Annotated in this window: 1 protein-coding gene; it reads left to right on the top strand. The window is 49.1% G+C overall.

The genetic code is table 11. The annotated features are described in order from the left end of the window. Window positions 1-218 (top strand): hypothetical protein (locus ACW5W7_RS21380; protein ID WP_456503010.1); only part of this gene is annotated, 218 nt, incomplete at both ends.

Raw genomic sequence — 218 nt, 5'->3', positions numbered from 1 at the left:
CTTCATCAGACATTGAAAATCAAAAATTGTTTTTGATGCTCGATGCTGTGAGTGCCCACACAGATTGCTTGATTCAAATTGTTAAAGAGCGTGACGCTTGTCGCGCCGAGGTGGCGTATAATACCGACCTCACTTCGAAAGTCAAGCGCTTGTTTTCGCTTTTCTTTCGGCGCTGGCTTCCAGAGGAAGCGAGCTCATCAGGTTGGCGTGGACCGCCG

The sequence above is a fragment of the Aeromonas intestinalis genome (assembly GCF_054052485.1).
This window is presented reverse-complemented; position numbering and strand designations above follow the sequence as displayed.